General features: G+C 71.0%; 15 protein-coding genes. 5 read left to right on the top strand and 10 right to left on the bottom strand.

All coding sequences use genetic code 11. The annotated features are described in order from the left end of the window. The first annotated feature begins 47 nt into the window (after window positions 1-47). Window positions 48-875, top strand: coding sequence for an amidohydrolase (locus NQ165_RS00885; RefSeq protein ID WP_257530371.1), 828 nt, complete (start codon window positions 48-50; stop codon window positions 873-875). Between the two features lie 4 nt (window positions 876-879). On the opposite strand, the gene NQ165_RS00880 is transcribed toward NQ165_RS00885, so the two are convergent. Next, window positions 880-1,632, bottom strand: a complete 753-nt coding sequence (locus tag NQ165_RS00880) for an SDR family NAD(P)-dependent oxidoreductase (protein ID WP_257530369.1) — start codon at window positions 1,630-1,632, stop codon at window positions 880-882. Further along, complete coding sequence (locus tag NQ165_RS00875) at window positions 1,629-2,489, bottom strand: fumarylacetoacetate hydrolase family protein (RefSeq protein WP_257530367.1); 861 nt, start codon at window positions 2,487-2,489, stop codon at window positions 1,629-1,631. Before NQ165_RS00875 ends, NQ165_RS00880 begins: the two co-directional genes overlap by 4 nt. A 129-nt stretch (window positions 2,490-2,618) precedes the next feature. Between NQ165_RS00875 and NQ165_RS00870 the strand changes: the two genes are divergently transcribed. The 3 genes from NQ165_RS00870 to NQ165_RS00860 are packed head-to-tail and all read left to right on the top strand — an operon-like array spanning window position 2,619 to window position 5,314. Continuing rightward, window positions 2,619-3,914, top strand: a complete 1,296-nt coding sequence (locus NQ165_RS00870; protein WP_257530365.1) for an enolase C-terminal domain-like protein — start codon at window positions 2,619-2,621, stop codon at window positions 3,912-3,914. Continuing rightward, window positions 3,907-4,881, top strand: a complete 975-nt coding sequence (locus tag NQ165_RS00865; RefSeq protein ID WP_257530363.1) for an aldo/keto reductase — start codon at window positions 3,907-3,909, stop codon at window positions 4,879-4,881. Before NQ165_RS00870 ends, NQ165_RS00865 begins: the two co-directional genes overlap by 8 nt. A 19-nt stretch (window positions 4,882-4,900) precedes the next feature. Next, a complete protein-coding gene (locus NQ165_RS00860) occupies window positions 4,901-5,314 on the top strand; it encodes an RbsD/FucU family protein (RefSeq protein ID WP_257530361.1) in 414 nt (137 codons plus the stop codon). Between the two features lie 15 nt (window positions 5,315-5,329). Here NQ165_RS00860 and NQ165_RS00855 read toward each other — a convergent pair whose 3' ends face one another. From NQ165_RS00855 to NQ165_RS00825, 7 genes are read right to left on the bottom strand one after another with little or no spacing between them, the layout of a single operon-like run. Beyond that, window positions 5,330-6,055 carry a copper homeostasis protein CutC gene (locus NQ165_RS00855; RefSeq protein ID WP_257530359.1) on the bottom strand — a complete coding sequence of 242 codons (726 nt, stop codon included), beginning with the start codon at window positions 6,053-6,055 and terminating at the stop codon, window positions 5,330-5,332. Beyond that, a complete protein-coding gene (locus NQ165_RS00850) occupies window positions 6,052-7,401 on the bottom strand; it encodes an alpha-L-fucosidase (RefSeq protein WP_257530357.1) in 1,350 nt (449 codons plus the stop codon). The genes NQ165_RS00855 and NQ165_RS00850 overlap by 4 nt, the downstream gene beginning before the upstream one ends. Beyond that, entirely contained in the window at window positions 7,398-8,909 is a 1,512-nt protein-coding gene (locus NQ165_RS00845; protein ID WP_374679380.1) for a M81 family metallopeptidase, read from the bottom strand. The genes NQ165_RS00850 and NQ165_RS00845 overlap by 4 nt, the downstream gene beginning before the upstream one ends. Before the next feature lie 49 nt (window positions 8,910-8,958). After that, window positions 8,959-9,924, bottom strand: coding sequence for an ROK family protein (locus NQ165_RS00840; protein ID WP_257530353.1), 966 nt, complete (start codon window positions 9,922-9,924; stop codon window positions 8,959-8,961). Next, complete coding sequence (locus tag NQ165_RS00835; RefSeq protein WP_257530351.1) at window positions 9,921-10,847, bottom strand: carbohydrate ABC transporter permease; 927 nt, start codon at window positions 10,845-10,847, stop codon at window positions 9,921-9,923. Before NQ165_RS00835 ends, NQ165_RS00840 begins: the two co-directional genes overlap by 4 nt. Further along, entirely contained in the window at window positions 10,837-11,742 is a 906-nt protein-coding gene (locus NQ165_RS00830; RefSeq protein WP_257530349.1) for a carbohydrate ABC transporter permease, read from the bottom strand. Before NQ165_RS00830 ends, NQ165_RS00835 begins: the two co-directional genes overlap by 11 nt. Before the next feature lie 45 nt (window positions 11,743-11,787). Beyond that, window positions 11,788-13,050 (bottom strand): ABC transporter substrate-binding protein, encoded by a 1,263-nt coding sequence (locus NQ165_RS00825; protein WP_257530348.1) that lies wholly within the window; start codon window positions 13,048-13,050, stop codon window positions 11,788-11,790. 184 nt (window positions 13,051-13,234) lie between these two features. On the opposite strand from NQ165_RS00825, the gene NQ165_RS00820 reads away from it, so the two are divergent. Further along, window positions 13,235-14,392, top strand: a complete 1,158-nt coding sequence (locus tag NQ165_RS00820) for an ROK family transcriptional regulator (protein WP_257530347.1) — start codon at window positions 13,235-13,237, stop codon at window positions 14,390-14,392. A 3-nt stretch (window positions 14,393-14,395) separates the two neighbouring features. Here the strand turns inward: NQ165_RS00820 and NQ165_RS00815 are convergent, their stop codons facing one another. Further along, the gene (locus tag NQ165_RS00815; protein WP_257530346.1) at window positions 14,396-15,667 is read right to left on the bottom strand and encodes an alpha-L-fucosidase; all 1,272 of its coding nucleotides are present in this window, start codon (window positions 15,665-15,667) and stop codon (window positions 14,396-14,398) included. Window positions 15,668-15,689 lie beyond the last annotated feature (22 nt).

Genomic DNA, 15,689 nt, shown 5'->3' with positions numbered 1-15,689 from the left:
AGACGCAGACATCCCATGTTCTGGCGCGGCTCGGCCAGAATGAAGAGGTGCGCATCCTCGACAGTCACCTGCATCTGTGGGACCCCGAACGCCTCGACTATCCCTGGCTGACGGGGCGACTGCTCGGACGTTTCGGAGTAGCGCAGTGGCAGGACGCGACGGCAGAGGCCAGCAGCGCCGAGCGCGCCGCCGTGTTCGTGCAGGCGGAGGCGGTCGCAGCGCAGAGCATCGATGAGGTCGACTGGGTCAGCGCGTCCGCCGCGGCGGCCGGTGTGCGGGGCATCGTCGCGCGGCTGACGATGGAGGATGCCGCCGCGGCCCGCCGTGAACTCGCGCTGCTGCGCGCGCGCCCGCTCGTGGTCGGCGTGCGCAGGCTCCTCCAGGGGGAGGAGGCCGGGTTCGCGACCTCGCGTGACTTCCTCGCCTCCGCCCGCGCCGTGGCCGATGCCGGGTACGTCTTCGATGCGTGCGTGCGCTCCGGGCAGCTGCGCGAGCTCGCTGCCCTGGCCGAAGCCGTGCCGTCGCTGACGATCGTCCTCGACCACCTCGGCAAGCCCGACGTGTCCGGCGCCCCCGCCCCGGCGTGGCGGGCGGATCTTCAGCGCCTGGCCGACCTGCCGCAGGTGTCGTGCAAGCTCTCGGGTCTGCCCGCCGAATCGCCGGAGGGCTGGACGTCGCTGCAGTTCACGCCGTTCCTCGACGCCGCCCTGGAGGCCTTCGGCCCGGAGCGCCTGCTCTTCGGAGGCGACTGGCCGGTGTCGTGGCCGTACGCGTCGTGGGAGCGGTTCGTGCGGGACTGGGCGACGTCCGCCGCCCCGTCCCACACCGCCGCGATCCTCTGGGACAACGCCCAGCGGACGTACCGCCTGCGCTGAGGCCTCAGGCCGGGCGCAGCCGGAGCGCCGACATGCCCCCGTCGACCTCGATGTACGTGCCCGTCGTCGAACCCGCCTGCGGGCCGACCAGGTAGCGCACCGCGGCGGCGACCTCGTCGGCGGTGACCAGCCGCCCGTGCGGCTGCCGCGCTTCGAGGGCGGCACGCTCCGCCGCAGGATCGTCGGCCGTGTCGAGCAGCCTGCCCACCCAGGGGGTGTCGGCCGTGCCGGGGTTGACGGCGTTCACCCGGATGCCCTCGCGCAGGTGGTCAGCGGCCATCGCGCGGGTCAGCGAGAGCACCGCGCCCTTCGAGGCGCTGTACAGGGCACGCTGCGGCAGTCCGGCCGTAGCGGCGATCGACGAGGTGTTGCACACCGCGGCGGCCGGCGAGCGGCGCAGCCACGGGAGCGCGGCGGAGGTGACCCGCGCGATCCCTGTGACGTTGACCGAGAGCACGCGCCCCCACTCCGCGTCGTCATTGGCGGCGATGTCGCCCTGCGCGCCGATCCCGGCGTTGTTGACCACGATGTCGATGCGACCGAAGCGCTCTCCCACCGCGCTGATCGCCGCCGTCACGCTGTCGCGGTCCGACACGTCGGCGGCGACGGCCAGGAAACGCTCGTCGGCGGCGGAGGGGTCGAGGTCGAGCACCGCCACCCGCGCGCCGCCGTCGTGCAGGTGCCGGGCGATGGCGGCACCGATCCCGGACGCGCCTCCCGTCACCACGGCCACCAACGAGTCCAGTTCGCGCGTCATCGCGTCGCCTCCCATGCCCGGAACGTCTGGCGCTGACGGCCGAGTCCCTCGATCTCCACCTCTACCACGTCTCCCGGTGCCAGATACGGGAATCGGCCGGACAGCGCCACCCCTTCCGGCGTGCCCGTGAGGACCAGATCACCGGGCTCGAGGGCGAGGTACTGCGAGAGATGCCAGATGATGTGCTCGACGGAGAAGATCATGTCGGCCGTCGTGGAGTCCTGCCGCGGCGCGCCGTTGACCCGGCTGCGCAGCCGCAGTCCGGTGTGGTCGACGTCGTCCGGGGTGACCAGCCACGGTCCCGTGGGGTTGAAGCCCGGCGCGCACTTGCCTTTGGACCACTGGCCTCCCGAGACCGCCATCTGGAAATCACGCTCGGAGACGTCGTTGGCCGTCACGAATCCCGCGATGTGGGCACGCGCCTGGGCCGGCGAGTCGAGATACGACGCACGCCGCCCGATCACGACGCCGAGCTCCACCTCCCAGTCGGTCTTGGTCGAGCCGCGCGGGATCTGCACGTCGTCGTCCGGGCCGACCACCGTGTTGGGCGTCTTCAGGAACATGATCGGGATCTCCGGCGGGGCCGAGCCGGACTCGGCCGCATGCGCGGCGTAGTTCATCCCGATGCAGACGACCGCGCTCGGTCGCGCGATCGGCGCCCCCACCCGCAGCTCCGAGACATCGCCGAGGTCGGGCAGCAGCTCCGCCGCCATCGCCTGCGCGGTGCGACCGACGGGGTCATCGGCGAGGAAGGCACCGTCGACATCGGAGGTGATCGGACGCAAGTCGAGGTGCCGATCTCCGTCGATCACGACGGGGATCTCTTGGCCGACGGGCCCGAGACGCGCGAACTTCATGTTTCTCCTGTCCTGCCGGACCGTGCAGCCCCTCGGCCGCCGCGGCATCCCGACGCGATTGACAGTATAAACATCGGATGTTTAGTGTGGGAGATCCACGACACCGTGGCGCGGAAACAAGGAGTGACAGTGACCCGCATCGTCGCGCTCGAAACGGCCGACATCCGTTTTCCCACCTCGCTGAGCCTCGACGGCTCGGATGCGATGAACCCCGACCCGGACTACTCGGCGGCGTATCTGCGAATCACGACCGACGCCGCGGACGACCTCGAGGGCCACGCGTTCGTGTTCACCATCGGGCGCGGCAACGACGTGCAGGTCGCAGCCGTCGACGCCCTCGCCGGACACCTGGTCGGCCGCGAGCTCGAACCGCTCCTCGCCGACATGGGCGCGACGAACCGCACCCTCATGGACGACTCGCAGCTGCGGTGGCTGGGGCCGGAGAAGGGCGTGATGCACATGGCGATCGGCGCCGTCATCAACGCCCTGTGGGATCTGAAGGCCAAGCGCGCGGGCCTGCCGCTCTGGCAGCTGCTGGCACGGATGACGCCCGAGGAGCTCGTCGACCTGGTCGACTTCCGCTACCTCACCAACGCCCTCACCCGCGAGGATGCGCTGGAGATCCTGCGCGCTGCGGTGCCGGGACGCGCCGCGCGGGAGGCGGAGCTGCTGGCGACGGGCTACCCCGCCTACACCACGACCCCCGGCTGGCTCGGCTACTCCGACGAGAAGCTGGCCCGTCTCTGCCGCGAGGCGCTGGCGGAGGGCTTCGGTCAGATCAAGCTCAAGGTCGGCGCCGACCTCGACGACGACATCCGGCGCATGCGCATCGCCCGCGAGGTGTGCGGTGAGGGCTTCCCCATCGCCGTCGACGCGAACCAGCGCTGGGAGGTCGCCGAGGCCATCGAATGGATGCGGGCGCTCGCCCCGTTCGACCCCGCGTGGATCGAGGAGCCGACGAGCCCCGACGACGTGCTCGGTCACGCCGAGATCGCCCGCGCGATCGCGCCGGTCCGGGTCGCGACCGGCGAGCACGCCCACAACCGGGTGATGTTCAAGCAGCTGCTGCAGGCCGAGGCCATCGCGGTGATGCAGATCGACGCCGTGCGCGTGGCCGGCGTCAACGAGAACATCGCGAACCTGCTGCTGGCGGCCCGCTTCGGCGTGCCCGTGTGCCCGCACGCCGGCGGCGTGGGTCTGTGCGAGGCCGTGCAGCACTTGTCGATGTTCGACTTCGTCGCCGTCAGCGCCACCCGGGAGGGTCGGATGATCGAATACGTCGACCACCTGCACGAGCACTTCACCGTCCCCACCGACGTGCGCGAGGGCAGCTACCGCGCCCCCCTGGCGCCCGGGGCGGGCATGGAGATGCGCGCCGAGAGCCGGGAGCTCTACGCCTGGCACGGGGAGGCCGTCGGTGTCTGACCGCGCGACGGCGGCGACGCCCGCACTCACGCCGCTCGGCTACGGCGCGGCGAACCTCGGCAACATGTTCCGCCCTCTCGGGGACGATGAGGCGTGGGAGATCCTCGAAGCGGCATGGGATGCCGGCATCCGCTACTTCGACACCGCACCGCACTACGGTCTCGGTCTCTCCGAACGTCGGCTGGGGGCGTTCCTGCGCACGAAGCCGCGGGACGAGTACGTGCTGTCGACGAAGGTCGGGCGGCTGCTGCGCCCCAATCCTGACGACGACGGCGGACTCGACACCGCCAACGACTTCCACGTGCGCACCGACCTGCACCGGGTGTGGGACTTCTCCGAGGACGGCGTGCGCGCCGGGGTCGCCGAATCCCTCGAGCGCATGGGCCTGGACCGGGTCGACGTGGTGTACCTGCACGACCCCGAACGACACGATCTCGACCTCGCCCTGGCCGAGGCCCTGCCCGCCCTCACGGCGCTCCGTGACGACGGCACCGTCACTGCTGTCGGAATCGGATCGATGGTCAGCTCCGCGCTGGCGGCGTGCGTGGGCGCCGCCGACCTCGACGTCATCATGATCGCCGGCAGGTACACGCTGCTCGAGCAGCCGGCCGTCGCCGACACCCTGCCGGCGTGCCGCGCGACCGGCACCGACGTGGTCGCCGCCTCCGTGTTCAACTCGGGATTGCTGGCCCGGCCACGTCCCGACCGCGAGGGTCGTTACGAGTACGGCCGGCTGCCGGACGCACTGTGGGAGCGCCTGCAGGCGATCATGGCGGTGTGCGATGCGCACGAGGTGCCGCTGCCGGCGGCCGCGGTGCAATTCCCGCTGCGCGAGACGACCGTGCGGTCGGTCGTCGTCGGCGGCAGCCGGCCGAGCCAGCTGCGCCAGAATGCCGAATGGATGGCGCAGGATCTGCCCGACGACTTCTGGGCGGAGCTCGCCGAGCGCGAGCTCATCGCCCCCTGATCCGAAAGGACCCCCTCTCATGCTCGAAGGGATCGATCCGCTGCTGACCGGTGAGCTGCTGTGGCATCTCGATGCGATGGGCCATTCCGACGCGGTCGTGATCGCCGACGCCCATTTCCCCGCCGCGTCGTTGAGCACGCGGCTGATCGATCTGCCCGGGGTCGGCACTCCCGCGGTGCTGGCGGCGGTGCGCAGCGTGCTGCCGCTCGACGACGCGCCGGCGCTGGAGCTCATGACCTCGGCAGACGGCACGGTGCTCGACGTGCAGCGCGAACTGATGACCGCCGCCGGCGTCGACGAGTCGGGCACCCGGTTCGTCGACCGCTTCGCCTACTACGAGCGCGCCAGAGGCGCCTTCGTCATCGTCCGCACCGGCGAGACCCGCGTCTACGCCAACGCGCTGCTGCGCAAGGGCGTGGTCGGCCGCGCCTGAGGCGCCGACCGCACGCTAGCGGACGCCGGGGCGCGCGGCGGCGACGGCGGCCGCGACGATCGATGCGTCGGTGACGTCGTGGCCACCCGCACCACCGCCGGGCCCGGCCGGGGCATCCAGACCGGCACGCGCACGCGCCGACAGGTGCACGGCGCCCACGCCCGATGCCGCGAGGACGGCGATGTCTTCGGGCCGCACTCCCCCGCCGGCCGTGATCTCCATGGCGCCGCCGACCCGGCGGACGTAGTCGGCCAGCCGGGCGGCACCATCGATGCTGCGCACGGCGCCACCCGAGGTCAGCACGCGCTCGACGCCCTCCTCCCTCAGCGCGTCGAGCACCTCGTCGCCGCGAGGGCTGGCGTCGATCGCACGGTGGAAGACCAGGGTCGCGTCGCCTGCGGCATCGCGCCACCGCCGCAGTGCCTCACGGTCGACACGGCCGTCGGGGTCGAGCGCGCCCACCACCACGCCTCCGACACCGCGGGCGACGACGGCGCGAACGTCGGCCGCGACGAGCGCGACCTCGTCGTCGTCGTAGACGAAGCCGCCGCCCCGCGGGCGGACGAGCACGTTGACGCGGTCGGCGCCCACGGCCTCGCACACCGCATCGACGAGCCCGATCGACGGTGTCAGGCCACCGACCTCGAGCGCCTCGCACAGTTCGAGCCTGTCGGCGCCGGCGCTCATCGCGATGCGGGCGCCGGCTGCGGACTGCACGGCGATCTCGACGATCACACTCACGGGTTCATCGTAATCGACACCGCCGCCGCAGCATCGCCGCGGAGCGCATCGGGGATCACGACGTCGACACCGCCGTCGGCGCGCCGCTCGAACCCAGCCAGACTGCCGTCGGCCCAGCGCGCCGTGCCTTCGGCGAGGTCGACGGGCAGGTCGAGCAGGCCGGCCGCGGGATCGAGGGCGATGACGTTCACGATGCCCGGACGGGCCGTGTAGGCGCGGGGCGCGCCGGTCTCCTCCGCCGCGCGCACCCAGGGACGGGTGCCGTAGACGGCGTCGCCGTCCCGGCGCAGCCACGCACCGAGTTCGCGCATCGCCGCCAGCTGCAGGTCGGGGATCGAGCCGTCGGCCCGGGGACCCACATTGATCAACAGGTTGCCGTTCTTGCTCACCACGTCGGCGAGCAGCCGGATGAGCGCCGCGCCCGACAGGGAGTGGGTGGCATCCTCGGCCTGGTTGTAGCCGAAGGAGTAGCCGAGACCGCGGGTGGACTCCCACGGGGTGTCGAGCACCCCCTCGACATGCGTGTACTCGCGGGTCAGGTACCCGTGCCGCGGCACGCCCCAGCGGTCGTTGATCGCCCCGTCGGGGACGGCCTCGAAGTAGCGGCGGAAGAGCGCGGCGAGGCCGTGCTCTTGCGCGCCCTTGCCGCCGTCGGGCCACTCGATGTCGTTCCACAGGACGTCGGGGCGGAAACGCGTCACGAGCTCCTCGAGCTGGGCGGCGGCGTACCGCGCGAACGCGTCGTCGTGACGACGGAAGCGGAACAGGTCGGTGTCGGACTCGATCGGCGGGAAGTCGCCCACGTGCCAGTCCAGCGCCCCCGAGTAGTACACCCCGAACCGCGCCCCTGCGCGGCGGGTGGCGTCGTGGAATTCGCCGATCAGGTCGCGACGAGGTCCGCGCCGCGCCGCGTTGAACGTGGTGGTCGCGGTGTCCCACAGGCAGAAGCCGTCGTGGTGCTTGGTGGTGGGCACGACGTACCGTGCGCCGGCCCCCACGAGCTCGCCCACGAAGGCGTCGGCGTCGAAGCCACCCGCGTCCCACCGATCGGCGAGGTCCTCGTAGCTGCACCCCGGTCCGTAGATCTCCTGGTGGCGGCGCCACGTGGGGCTGCCGGGGATGCGCACGGTGTTGGCGTACCACTCCGCATACTGGTGATGCGCGTAGGCGTCTTCTGCGGGCACACCGCCCGGCGGGTGGGCGGGAGCCCAGGCGGGCACGGAGTACAGCCCCCAGTGCACGAAGAATCCGAGCTTGGCGTCGCGGTACCACTCGGGCACGGTGGCGGCCGGGTACACCGGCGCCGCGTCGCCCAGGTCCGGGCCGGTGCGGGTCTCGAAGTTCATGTGCGGGCCTCCGTGGCGGTGCGGCGGGTGATGACGGGGGCGAGATCGGGCGTCGCGCCGTCGTCGTCGAACGGATACACCCCGGGACGCAGCCGGCGATGCCCGAGCCGCAGCAGGTCCTGGTCGACGCCGCCCGGGGTGAGGGCGATGGTCCAGCCTGCGGCGAGGTCGTACAGCTCCGGCTCGAGGTAGCCGATCTTCACGATCACGATGTCCGCCGCCTCGGGGTCCAGGCCCAGCATGCGGAAGTCGTCGAGGTGGTGGAACGGCTTGCGGCGCTCGGTGACGATCGCGTGCACGCCACCTGCCCGCAGCACGACCTGCGTGCCGGCGACCGGATCGCCCGGTGTCACCGACACCACTTCGCCGGTGATGCGCACGGGTCCGCGGGGCCCGGCATCCACCCGGGCTCCGACCGGCAGCGTGACCGTCTCGCCCACGCCGGCCGCCGCAGCCGCCGCGACGGCGTCGGGATCGAACACGGAGGCGACGAGTACGGTGACGGACGGATCGGCGAGGTCCGCCCGCTCCAGCAGTCGTCCGAGCGTCCATGTGACGTCGCCGGCGCCGCCGGCGGTGGGGTTGTCGCCGGAGTCGGAGATCACATACGGGCGCGGGGCGCCGGGAGCCAGCGCGGTGTCGAGGGCGTCGTCGAGTGTCGCGGTGGGGCCGACGAAGGCGAAGTCCGCCCGCGCGTCCCAGTAGGCGCTCGCGAGACGGGCCGCTTCTTCGGCGATGGCCGACTCGTCGTCGCCCGTGACGATCACCGTGGCATGGCAGCGGGGCTCGTCGGCCCAGGCGTAGCCGACCCAGATCGCGGCATCCACGACGCCGTCGCGGTCCTCGGCCTCGGGGACGAGCGCGTACACCGAGCGCGCGGGATCGATGCGCGTGCTGGTCTTCTCCCCCGGCAGCAGCACCGGCACCCGCACCCATGCCTTCAGCGGCCGTCGTGCGAGAGGGTCGGCCCCGGAGGCGCCGCGCAGCCGGGTGAGCAGATTGTGCACCGCGCGCTGCTTGGTGTTGAGCCAGTCCTCGTGCGGAGCCATGCGGTAGCAGGTGATCAGGTCGACCGCGTCGAACAGGGCATCGGAGACGTTGCCGTGCAGGTCCATGGATGCCGACACCAGCGTGTCCGGGCCGAGGGCCTCGCGCACCGCGGCGGCGAGGTCGCCCTCGGCATCGTCCATGCCGACGACGCTCATCGCGCCGTGGATGTCGAAGAAGAATCCGTCGAACGGGCCCTCGACTCGGATCCCGGCGACGATCGCGGCCTTCATCCGCTCATAGGTCTCCCGCGCGACGGCGCCGCCGGGCAGCGACCGACCGTGGGTCAGGGGGACCCAGTCCGCGGCTTCGCCCAGATCCTCACCTGCGTCGAGGAACGGGTAGTACTCCCGCAGCGATGCGCCCGTGCGCACCGTGAACGCCTCGTCGCCGGAGATGTGCGGCGAGAAGGTGCTCGATTCGATCGAGATGCCGCCGATCCCGATGCGAGGGCGGGCGATGCCCTCGGGGTGGACGGGATCCAGCGCGCCCTTCCAGACGCGATCGGGGTCAGGACGCGTCGTCACGGCGCGGCTCGCTTTCTGCGGGGGGAACGGAAACGGGATGGGCCACCAGCGCCGCGGCGCCGAGGACGACGGCGTCGGCGCGGAGGGTGCCGGGAACGATGCGCAGCGGCACCCCGGAGACCGGCGGGTCGCTGGCGAGCGTCGTCTGCACCGCCGGAGCGAGCAGGTCCCACGCCTCGACCACCCCGCCGCCGACGACGACCAGCGGAAGGTCGACGAGCGTTGCCGCCGAGACGCAGGCCAGGGCGACCGCCTGACCGGCGTCCGCGAACACCGCCCGCGCCGCCGGGTCGCCGCCGCGCGCACGCTGCGCCACGATCCGCGCCGGCTCGAGCGGCCGGTCCGTGGCCTCCGCGTAGCGGCGGGCGATGGAGGTGCCGGATGCCAGGGTCTCGAGGTGGCCCGTGCGGCCGCACGTGCAGCGCAGCTCGCCATAGCCCGGGGTGTGGCCGATCTCTCCCGCGGCCCCGTGCGGTCCGTGGCGCAGCCGGCCGTCCATCACGAGCGCGCCGCCGACACCGGTGCCGAGCATGACGCCGAGCACGTCGGAACCGCGCGCAGCGCCCCAGGCCGTCTCGCCCAGAAGGAACGCGTTGACGTCGTTCTCTACCTGCACCGGCAGCGACAGGCGCTCGGCGAGCCGCTCCCCCAGCGGGAAGCCGGTCCATCCGACGAAGGTGGCGGATGCCGCGCGGATCGTGCCGGTGTCATGCTCCACGACACCGGCTGCGCCGACGCCCACGGCGTCGGCGCGCACGCCGGCGCGGCCGTAGAGCTCCTCCACGACCCGCGCGGCGGTCTCGGCCATCGCGGCGCCGCCGTCGCGGGCGGGGGTCTCCCGCGACGCGCGCGCCAGCACCGTGCCGTCCGCGGCGACGAGCGCCCCGGCCGTCTTGGTGCCTCCGATGTCGACACCCGCGACGACGCGGGACGAAGCGTCCGCGCTCATCGGCCGCCCAGCCCGGCCATCGCGATGCCCTTGATGAGGTGCTTCTGCAGGACGATCACGAGCAGCGTCGTGGGGATCATCGAGATGATCGCCGCGGCCATCTGCAGATCCCAGCGCGTACCGGTCAAGCCGGAGAAGCTGGCCAGACCCACCGGCAGCGTGCCGAGCGTGGCGTAGTCCACCGTGACGATCAGCGGCCACAGGTAGCTGTTCCAGAAGGAGAGGAACGTGAACACGGACAGCACGGCCACGGCGGACTTCGACAGCGGCAGGATGATCCGCAGGAAGGTGCGCACCGGCCCCGCGCCGTCCATCCGGGCCGCTTCTTCCAGCTCGAAGGGGATGCCGCGGAAGAACTGCCGCATGAGGAAGGTCCCGAACGCGCCGAACGCGAAGGGGAAGATGAGGGCAGGGTAGGTGTTGACCCAGCCGAACCACTGCATCACCTGGAACATCGGGATCACGAGCACCTCGGCGGGCACCATGAGGGTGGCCAGGAACAGCACGAACACCACGTCGCGTCCCTTCCACCGCAGGCGCCCGAAAGCGTAGCCGGCGGCGGTGGACACGATGAGGACCACGAGCGTTCCCGCCACGGCGACGAACAGCGAGTTGCCGATGTAGGTCCAGAACGGGCCGTAGGCGAACACCTCGGCGAAGTTCTGCCACTTGATCTGCGACCCGATGAGGGTCGGCGGCATCGAGAAGATCTCGATGTTGGGCTTCAGCGCCGAGAAGAACGCGTAGACCAGCGGCGACACGAACACGAGCGCGGCGAGGTAGATGAAGACATGGGCGATGACGAGGCGCATCCGCTCGCCGCGGGTCTTCGGGGCGACACGGCGGCGGCCCGAGGGGTCGGGGGTAACGGCGTCCTCGCCGAGCACGAGCGTGCGGGTCGCGGTCACGGACTCAGTGCTCATAGTGCACCCACTTGCGCTGGGCGGCGAACTGCGCGCCGGTGATGAGGATGATGATGGCGAAGAGGATCCACGCCGCCGCCGCGGCCAGACCGAGGTCGCCGAAGGTGAAGCCCTGCTCCCAGATGAACATCACGAGGGGCTTGGTGGCGTTGCCCGGTCCGCCGCCGGTGAGCAGCTGCGGCTGCGCGAACACCTGGAGCGACGTGATCATGGTCATGATCGAGGCGAAGAAGATCGCGGGCGAGATCATGGGGATCATCACGCTCCACACCAGCCGCATCCCGCGGGCTCCGTCGATGCTCGCCGCTTCGAGCACACTGTCGGGCAGCTGCTCGAGGGCGGCGGAGAAGATGAGCATGTTGTAGCCGAGCCCCTGCCAGACGCTCATGGCGACGACCATCATCATCGCCCAGAACGGGTCCGCCAGGAAGTTGGGCAGGGTGACGCCGAACCAGCTCTGCGCGATGCCGTTGAACAGGCCCTGCGGCTGCAGCATCATCTTCCACACCAGCACGTTGGCGACCATCGGCACCACGACGGGAATGAAGAAGAGCACCCGCAGCGCGCCGCGGCCGCGGATGCGCGGCCCGAGCCCGATGGCCAGGACGAGCGAGAGCGCGACGCTGAGTGGGACGTACAGCACCGTGAACACCGCGGAGTTGCGCAGCGCCGGCCAGAAGTCGGGGCTGGAGGTGAACAGCGCGGCGTAGTTGTCGAGACCGGTGAAGGTGCGGGCGCCGAACGTGGGCCAGTCGAAGACGCTCATCACGATCGACAGCCCTACGGGCACGATCGTGAACAGGGCGAGTCCCACCAGGGCCGGGCTTGCAAAGCCCAGCGCCTGGCGGGCCTCGGCCCTGGCGAGCGACCCGCGACGTTTCGTCGTGGTCGTCATTGTGTAGCTCTCTTGCTCAGGAAAGGGTGTTCCGAACGGAACCGATCAGTTGCCGAACTGGGCCTGGGCGGTCTCCAGGAGCTCCGCCATCGTCATCTGTCCGTTGTAGACGCTGACGAGGTTCGGCTGGATGTAGGCCTCGAGCTTCGCCCAGTTCTGGGTCATGTACAGCGGCACCGTGCTGGAGAACGCAGCTTCGAAGACCGTCTGGACGTGCTCGCGGTACTCCTCGTCGATCGACTCGAAGTACAGCGGCTGCGACACCGACAGGGCGGGGTACGACCGGCCGGACGACGCGATGTAGTCCTGCGCGTCCTTGCTCAGCAGCGACCCGAGCACCTTCAGCGCCTCTTCGGGGTGCTCGCAGGTGGCCGAGATGCCGTAGCCCGAGCCGAGGATCGGACCGGCGTTGCCGTGGGGTCCGGTCGGCAGCGGCGCCATGCCGGCGGCGAAGCCGGACTCGTTGTCGAGGTAGCCCACGGCGTTCCAGGTTCCGTCGACGGCCATCGCCGCGTTGCCGCCGGTGTACTGGGTCTCGCCCCAGCCGGTGTCCGAGGCCGATGCCACGGGGGCGGCCACGCCCAGGTCCGTCACGAGGCCCGAGAACCACGATGCGGCATCCACGAACTCGGGGTCATCGATGCGCAGCGAGCCGTCCTCGTCGGCCGGCTGGGTGCCGGAGAGGGCGATCGGAAGCGACATCCACTGGTACGCGCCCATGCCCATGCCGAACCCGAAGCTGCCGTCCGTGGTGGCGGCGGCGGCGGTCTGCTCGAAGTCGTCGAACGTCCAGCCGATGCCGGGAGCCTCGACGCCTGCGGCGTCGAGCTTGTCCTGGTTGTAGTACACGAGCATCGTGGCGACGTCGAACGGCAGGCCGTACAGCTCACCCTCGAAGCTCAGGATGCCCTCGGCACCGGGGTTGAAGTCGGCGAGGTCGAGTCCGGCGGTGGCGAGGTCCTCGTCGCTGAGGGCCCGGAAGCCGTCGGTGTAGCCGCCCAGCTGAGCGCCGCTCATGCCGGTCACACACGCCATGTTGCCGCTGGCCATGTTCGTGGTGAGCTTCGTGAAGAAGTCGCCCCACGGAGCTGTCTGCAGCTTGACCGTGACATCGGGGTTCTGCTCCTGGGCGATGGCGACCTGGGCCTCCAGCGCCGCGATGTCGGACTCGCTGCCCGCCCACATGTCCAGGACGATCGTGGGCTTGTCGCCGCCGGCGTCGCCTGCGTTGCCGCCTCCCGCGCAACCCGTGAGCACCATCGCGACGCCGGTGGCCGCAGCCACACCGCCGATGCGCATCTTTTTCATCGAATGCCTCCTATGGCAATGCTGTGTCCTCACCACTTATTTCGAGGGGCGAATCAAGTGTGTAAGGTTCTGTTTCAAGTCAAGATGGCAGAGATCTCGCATCCCTGCAACACGAACATCCGATGTTTATCGATCAGTGATCTCTCGTAACATTCCTGACACACACGCCGACCGAGAGCTGGCCATGGCCCCGCAGAATGCACGCACTCCCAGTGACGACGATGTCAGCCGGAGCATCCTCGACCTCGTGGCACGCGGCGAGGCACGATCGAGGGTCGACCTCGCCACGGAGCTGGGGGTCGCGGCGTCGACGGTGGGCGTGCGGGTGAAGGCCCTCACCGACAGCGGGCTGCTGCATGAGCGAGGCGACGGTCCTTCCCGCGGCGGGCGCCGTCCGCGCATCCTCGCGGTCCCCGATGACGCCGGCGTCGTGCTCTCCGCAGACCTCGGCGGGCAGCACGCGAGGATCGGCATCCATCGCCTGAGCGGAGCGCTCGTGCGCACCCGCGCGATCCCGGTGGAGCTGGCCGCGGGCCCCGAGCCCACCCTCGCGGCGATCGCCGCGGTCTTCGACGAACTCGCCGCCGGCGACACCGTGCGCGCGATCGGCATGAGCCTGCCCGGACCGGTCGACATCGCAGCCGGGACCGTGCACCAGCCGTCCCGCATGCCCGGGTGGCCGGGCTTCGGTGTGGGCGCGCACCTGCGCGATCGATACAGGGTCACCGTCGCCGTCGACAACGACGCCAACCTCGCCGCGCTCGGCGAGCACCGCGCCCGCTTCGGGGCCGCGGGGCACAGCATCACGGTCAAGGCGGGCACCGCGATCGGCAGCGGCATCATCGTCGGCGGCCAGGTGCATCGCGGCGCGACCTCAGCCGCCGGTGACATCACCCACACCCGCATCGACGGCAGCGGCGACATCCCCTGCTCCTGCGGCAACACGGGATGCCTCGAAACCGTGGCCAGCGGGGCGAGCCTCGTGCGTCAGATGCGCGAACGGGGACGCACCGACATCACGAGCACCACGGACGTCCTGGCGCTGGCGCGCGACGCCGACCCCGAGGCGACGACCCTCGTGCGCACGGCGGGGACGCACCTCGGTCAGGCGCTGTCCGGTGTCGTCAACTTCTTCAACCCTGCCGCGGTCTTCCTCACCGGCAGCATGAGCGCATCCGAGCCGTTCCTCGCCGCGGTGCGCAGCCGCGTCTACGAAGCATGCCATCCGCTGGCCACGCAGCGCCTGCGCATCGAGGCGGCGCAGACGGGCGCCGATGCCATCCTGCTCGGCGCGGCCCGGTGGGCGCTGGACAACCTCGAGCTGCCCGCGCCCACCGGCTGACGCTCAGCGGTCGCCGACGAGGGTGAGCTCGACCACGGGCAGCACGACGTCGGGACGGGTCACGGGCAGATGCACCGTGAGCGTGCCTTCCGCCTCCCCCTCGGGTGTCATCAGATCCGCCACCTGCTCGGGATCGCTCACCGACGTGCGCAGCCACGACCCGTCGTGCAGCAGGCGAGCGTACGCGACCTTGCCGGCGAGCCCGGGCAGGTGGACGAAGCCGAGCGGCCACGAGAACAGGTGGAGGTACAGCTTGTCGCCGCGGCGGGTGTAGACCCCTTCGCGAGGCGGCTCGGCGTCGGCGTGCCCGGCCCCGACGATCGCGTCGCGGTGCAGCTGCATCCATTCGCCGATCCGCTCCAGCGCCTCCGCGTCGCGGGGGGCGATCGCCCCCCGCCCGTCCGGCCCGATGTTCAGCAGCATGTTGCCGTCCATCGACACCGAGTCCACGAGCATGCGCACCAGCAGTCCCACAGACTTCTGGTCGCTGTTGTCGCGGTGGTAGCCCCAGGAGCCGTTCATGGTCTGGCAGGCCTCCCACACCAGCGGCCGGCCGTCCCGGGTCAGCGGCGATGTGGGCTGGTACTGCTCGGGGGTCACGAAGTCGGCGGGAATGCCCAAGCGATCGTTGACGAGCATCTGCGGCTGCAGCTCCCGACACATCGCCAGCAGGGCGTGCGCATCCCAGTCCTCCGGGCCCTTGCCGGGCAGTCCGTCGCGCTCGTGCGGATAGGTGAAGTCGAAGAAGAGGTAGTCGATGGGTCCGTACGCGGTGAGCAGCTCCCGCACCTGGCCGTGCAGGAACTCCCGATAGCGCTGCATGTCGCGCCCGGCGTTGAGCGCGGCGACGTCCGCGTCGCCACGGCGCGGGTGGTTCCAGTCGACGGTGAAGTCGGGGTGGTGCCAGTCGATCACGGAGTGGTAGAAACCCACGCGCAGCCCTTCGTCGCGCAGCGCTTCGACGTACTCGCGCACCAGGTCGCGGCCGCACGCCGCCACCGCGTTGAAGTCGCTGAGCGCGGTGTCCCACAGGGCGAAGCCCTCGTGATGCTTGGTCGTCAGCACGACGTACCCCATGCCTGCGCGCTTGGCCTGCCGTGCCAGCGCGCGTGCGTCGAACCGGTCGGGATCGAAGTGCTCGAAGTACTGTCGGTACTCCTCGTCGGTCAGGCGCTCGTAGTTCTGCACCCACTCATGCCGGGCGGCTCCGCTGTACAAACCGAAATGCACGAACATGCCGAATCGCGCCTCGTCGAACCACTGCTGTCGCATCATCGCCTTTCCCTCGGGTGTCGAC

Origin of the sequence: Microbacterium sp. zg.Y1084, assembly GCF_024623595.1 — a bacterium.
Lineage (GTDB): Bacteria > Actinomycetota > Actinomycetes > Actinomycetales > Microbacteriaceae > Microbacterium > Microbacterium wangruii.
This window is presented reverse-complemented; position numbering and strand designations above follow the sequence as displayed.